Origin of the sequence: Sphingomonas sp., assembly GCF_036387535.1 — a bacterium.
Classification (GTDB): domain Bacteria; phylum Pseudomonadota; class Alphaproteobacteria; order Sphingomonadales; family Sphingomonadaceae; genus Sphingomonas_R.
In genome coordinates this window covers 1-4,983 of record NZ_DASVTO010000031.1, presented here as the reverse complement: position 1 = coordinate 4,983, position 4,983 = coordinate 1, and the positions used below count along the sequence as shown (strand labels likewise).

4 protein-coding genes are annotated in these 4,983 nt (G+C 66.9%); 1 reads left to right on the top strand and 3 read right to left on the bottom strand.

The genetic code is table 11. From position 1 onward, the window contains the following. Positions 1-83 precede the first annotated feature (83 nt). The 3 genes from VF649_RS02815 to VF649_RS02805 form a co-directional block, all read right to left on the bottom strand. The gene (locus tag VF649_RS02815; protein ID WP_331010441.1) at positions 84-683 is read right to left on the bottom strand and encodes a sigma-70 family RNA polymerase sigma factor; all 600 of its coding nucleotides are present in this window, start codon (positions 681-683) and stop codon (positions 84-86) included. A 262-nt stretch (positions 684-945) separates the two neighbouring features. Beyond that, the gene (locus VF649_RS02810) at positions 946-2,541 is read right to left on the bottom strand and encodes an isocitrate lyase (RefSeq protein WP_331010440.1); all 1,596 of its coding nucleotides are present in this window, start codon (positions 2,539-2,541) and stop codon (positions 946-948) included. 109 nt (positions 2,542-2,650) lie between these two features. Next, on the bottom strand, positions 2,651-2,806 hold the full coding sequence (locus tag VF649_RS02805) for a hypothetical protein (RefSeq protein ID WP_331010439.1): 156 nt from the start codon (positions 2,804-2,806) through the stop codon (positions 2,651-2,653). Positions 2,807-2,960: 154 nt separating this feature from the next. Between VF649_RS02805 and VF649_RS02800 the strand changes: the two genes are divergently transcribed. Further along, positions 2,961-4,367 carry a helix-turn-helix domain-containing protein gene (locus VF649_RS02800; protein ID WP_331010442.1) on the top strand — a complete coding sequence of 469 codons (1,407 nt, stop codon included), beginning with the start codon at positions 2,961-2,963 and terminating at the stop codon, positions 4,365-4,367. The last annotated feature ends 616 nt before the right edge of the window (positions 4,368-4,983 follow it).

Here is a 4,983-nt window from a genome sequence, read left to right as displayed (position 1 = left end):
CAGTTCGGCGGCGGTCAGATCGTCCGGATCGCCATCGCGCCGGTTTTCTGGGGGGTCTTCGCGCACGTCGGGAATCGTATCGCTCATGCCAGGCACGCCTTGAGCTTCATCAGCGCGCGGCGGATGCGGCTCTTGATCGTCGGCAGCGGCGTATCCCCGCGCACCGCGATCTCCGAATAGCTGATTCCTTCGAAGAACGCCGCGGCGATGTGGCGGCGGTCGGCCGCGTCGAGCCGGTCGAGGCACAGGTGCAGCCGGCGATCCTCGTCCCGGGTCGCGGCTTGCGCGAACGGATCGGGCGCAGGATCGACCGGGTCATAGGTATCGAGCGCCGACCCGCCTCCGCCCCGCGCCAGCACCCGGCGGCGGTCGATCGCGCAATTGCGCGCCAGCGTCATCAGCCAGGTCATCGCCGTCCCGCGCGCGGGATCGAACGCTTCGGCATTTCGCCAGATCGAGAGATATGTTTCCTGCAACGCCTCTTCCGCATGATCCCGGTCGCCCAAGATACGCAGGCAGATGCCGAACAGCTTCGTCGAGGTGCGTTGATACACGCCTTCCAGGGCGATGCGGTCCCTGCCCGCCACCTTGACCAGCAGCGCGACCAGCACGGCGCGGTCGATCTCCGACGATCCCGCTCCCGCCGCCGTGTCGCGATCGAGCGGGGGGCCGGTTCTGGACATCAACCCGGTCAACGGGCTGCTTCGACGGCAGGCGACATGACGGACCCTTCCCCGCAAAAGACGGCCGTGCGGTCAGCCGCCCCTGCCTTGGCCGGATGCTAGCCCAAGGCGGGCCGCTGCGTCCAGCGCCACGCAGGATCGGGGGGACCGGGCGGCGGGGCAGCGAGAAGGCGGCGGGGCAACGGGAAGGCGGCGGGGCAACGGGAAAACGCGCGTCACCCCTGGCGACGCGCGTTCCTTATCATCGCCCGACCGGCTGGGTTCAGGCGGCGAACTGGTTCATCGTATTGTGCGCGCCGCCGGCCTTCAGCGCGGCTTCACCAGCGAAATATTCCTTGTGATCGTCGCCGATGTCGGAGCCGCTCATGTTCTGATGGCGGACGCAGGCGATCCCTTCGCGGATTTCCTTGCGCTGCACGCCCTTTACATAGCCGAGCATGCCGGCGTCGCCGAAATACTCCTTGGCCAGATTGTCGGTGCTGAGCGCCGCGGTGTGATAGGTCGGCAGGGTGATGAGGTGATGGAAGATGCCGGCGCGTGCCGCGGCGTCCTTCTGGAAGGTGCGGATGCGTTCGTCGGCTTCGTCGCCCAAGGCGGTGCCGTCGTAGGTGACGCTCATCAGCTTGGCACGGTCGTATTCCGACACATCCTTGCCGGCCGCGGTCCAGGCGTCGAACACCTGCTGGCGGAAGTTCAGCGTCCAGTTGAACGACGGCGAATTGTTGTAGACCAGCTTGGCATCGGGGATCACGTCGCGGATGCGATCGACCATCGAGGCGATCTGTTCGATGTCGGGCTTCTCCGTCTCGATCCACAACAAATCGGCCCCGTGCTGGAGCGAGGTGATGCAATCCAGCACGCAGCGGTCGGCGCCGGTGCCTTCGCGGAACTGGTACAGGTTCGACGGCAGCCGCTTGGGGCGCATCATCGTGCCGCCGCGGTTGATGACGACATCGCCGTTGAGCGAAGCGACGTCGGTTACTTCTTCGCAATCCAGGAAGCCGTTATATTGGTCGCCGAGGTCGCCGGGGGCCTTGGAATAGGCGATCTGCTTGGTCAGGCCGGCGCCGAGCGAGTCGGTGCGCGTGACGATGATGCCGTCCTCGACGCCCAGTTCCAGGAAGGCGTAGCGGCAGGCGCGGACCTTCGCGAGGAAATCGTCGTGCGGCACGGTGACCTTGCCGTCCTGGTGGCCGCATTGCTTTTCATCGCTGACCTGGTTTTCGATCTGGAGCGCGCAGGCGCCCGCCTCGATCATCTTCTTGGCCAGCAGATACGTCGCCTCGGCATTGCCGAAGCCCGCGTCGATATCGGCGATCACCGGCACGACATGCGTCTGATATCCGTCGATCGCGTGCAGCAGGCGCTGTTCCTCGATCGCGTTGCCGCCTTCGCGCGCCTTGTCGAGATCGCGGAACATCATGCCCAGCTCGCGCGCATCGGCCTGGCGCAGGAAGGTGTAGAGTTCGGCGATCAGCGCGGGAACGCTCGTCTTTTCGTGCATCGACTGATCGGGCAGCGGCCCGAATTCGGAGCGCAGCGCCGCGACCATCCAGCCCGACAGGTACAGATAGCGGCGGTCGGTGGTGCCGAAATGCTTCTTGATCGAAATCAGCTTCTGCTGGCCGATGAAGCCGTGCCAGCAGCCCAGCGACTGGGTGTAGGCGGCAGGATCGGCATCATAGGCGGCCATGTCGCGGCGCATGATCCCGGCGGTGTAGCGCGCGATGTCGAGCCCGGTCTGGAACCGGTTCTGCAACCGCATCCGCGCGACCGCTTCGGGATCGATGCCGTCCCAGGTGCCGTTGTGGCGCGCCACGAGCCCGCCGATCGTCTGTTCGTGATCCTGGTACGTCATGCTGCTGCCTTGCCGATCGTTGGTGTGTTCGTGGATGATGGGGGGAATGCCGCCGGCGCGTCACCACGCCGGCGGACACCTTTCCTCCCCAGGAAAGCCCGTGACAGCGTCAGCCGAGCCGGCCGAGGCGATGATAGAGGTTCGAGAATTTGGCGGAGCGCGGCTCGTCGGCGATCTTGCGGACATAGTCGCCGACCGCTTCCCTCAGCAGCGAGAAATCCTCCGTCGAGAAGACGGCGCGGCTGCGGGTGGGTTCGTTCGTCATCGCCTGGCTCCTTGCTTGGTGGTCTTGATGATTGTTGTGTAATCGACAGAACAACCAGAGCAGAGTGAAAACGTCCGCGAAAAGTGTCGCGAAGTCGCTCCATTCCGGTTAACATTCGTGCTTTGGTCACGTTCTTTACAGATGGGAGGCGACGATCGCGAAGGACAAGCTGTTGGCCGGCCATGCGGTGCGGCGGCTGCGGCGGCGGTCCGGGCTGACCCAGGCGGCGATGGCCGAGATGCTGGCGATCTCCCCCAGCTATCTGAACCTGATCGAGCGCAACCAGCGCGCGCTGCCGTCCGGGCTGCTGGTGCGGCTGGCCGAGCAATTCGATTTCGACCCCCGCGCACTCGCTGCCGGCGAGCCGGGCGGGGGCGCGGAGGCGATCCGCCGACGGCTGAGCGATCCGCTGTTCGCCGACCTGGAAATCGATCGCCACGACGTCGAGGAATGGCTGGCCGCGGCGCCCGGCGGCGCAGAGGCATTCGCGCGCGCGTTCGACCGGGCGGGCGGCAGCACCGGCGCGCCGGCGGACGACGGCCCGACCCATGTGGTGCGGCGCGAAATCGAACGCTGGCGCAACCATTTCCCCGATCTGGACGCCGCCGCCGAAGCGCTTGCCGACGAAATGCGGCTGGTGGGCGCGGACCTGTACGGCGCGTTGGTCGAGCGGCTGCGGGTGCGCCACGGCCTGTCTATCCGCGTCCTGCCGGTGGATGTGCTGCCCGGCCTGCTGCGCCGGCTGGATCTGCATGCCCGCCAGTTGCAGCTGAGCGAAATGCTCGATCCCGCCAGCCGCACCTTCGCGCTCGCCTTCCACCTGGCGCAACTGGAAGCACGCGCGGAGATCGACGCGCTGGCGCGCGGCGCGGCGTTCGCCGATCGCAACGCCGAACGCCTGTTCCGCCGCCACCTGGCAGGCTATTTCGCGGCGGCGGTGATGATGCCCTATGCCCGGTTCCTGCGCGCCTGCGAGGCGAGCGGTTACGATCTGGCGGTGTTGCAGGCGCGATTCGGCGCGGGCTTCGAACAGGTCGCCCACCGCCTGACGACGATGCAGCGCGTTGGCGCGCGCGGGCTGGCGTTCTTCATGATCCGCATCGACCGCTCCGGGCAAGCCTCCAAACGGCATGCCGGTGCCAGCGGCGCGCTGCTGGTCCAGGCCAACGGCCGCTGTCCGCTCTGGCGGCTGCACCATGCGTTCGATCGGCCGGGAACATTGGCGGTGCAGGTCGTGGAGCTGGAAGACGGCGCCCGCTGGTTCACCCAGGCGCGCAGCGTCGCCGCGCACGGCGCGCTGCCCGGCGTCCTGGGGGGTGGGGGCCAGAATGCGGTGACCGCGGAGTTCGCGGTCGGGCTGGGCGTGCCGGCCGAGCAGGCGGCGGGCCTGGCGGCGGCGCGGGGCATCGACCTGATGGGACCGGCGACGCCGATCGGCCTGGGCTGCCGGCAATGCCTGCGCCCCGATTGCGCGCAACGCTCCGCCCCGCCCACCAACCGCGCGCTGTCGATCAACGACCGCGAGCGCGGGGTGTCGGCGCTGAACTTCGTCGACGATTGATGACGTGGGGTCGGGCGATCCGGTTTCGCAGAGCGCGTCGGTTGGCGGTCGCGAGCTACCCGGGCAGCCGGAACGCGATGGCGGCGGGCGTGGTGATCGGCCCGGGCAACCAGGCGGCGCTTGAGCGGTGCCAACGGTCCGCGGACAAGGCGGGCAAGCCGGTGCGCTGTACGGTGAGGATCAGGCCGGAAGAGTCGAGTCCCCGATAAGCCACTTTACAAAAGAGGTAACCATTAGCGGCTACAGCATATTCTATCCGGGGGAGGCTCATCGGCCTTAACCGGGTGAGGATGTGATGCCATGTCGACCATAGCTGCCAGTTCGACCGCTGTTCCCTGCACGCCGGTGAGCGCGCCTACATCGCCCGCCAAGCCAAGCGATGACGCTACATCCAGCAGTAACGCCACTGTGAGCGGCAACGATCCGTTCGGTCCAGCGGCCGTCGTCGATCTTTCGCCTGCGGCGAAAGAGATGATTAGGCGGCGTGGACGAATTGGTTGACGCTTGATCGAGCGGTTGATTCAAGGCTTCCTTTTGGAGGCGTGATTGAGCCGGGGCGATCTGAGCGAGGCGGAGTGGCGGGTCTTGAAGGATCTGTTGCCGATCGAACCATCGA

Bases quoted from the DNA above. Each gene is read 5' to 3' on its own strand.
- VF649_RS02810 (WP_331010440.1), bottom strand. From the start codon at position 2,541: ATGACGTACCAGGATCACGAACAGACGATCGGCGGGCTCGTGGCGCGC.
- VF649_RS02815 (WP_331010441.1), bottom strand. From the start codon at position 683: ATGTCCAGAACCGGCCCCCCGCTCGATCGCGACACGGCGGCGGGAGCG.
- VF649_RS02805 (WP_331010439.1), bottom strand. From the start codon at position 2,806: ATGACGAACGAACCCACCCGCAGCCGCGCCGTCTTCTCGACGGAGGAT.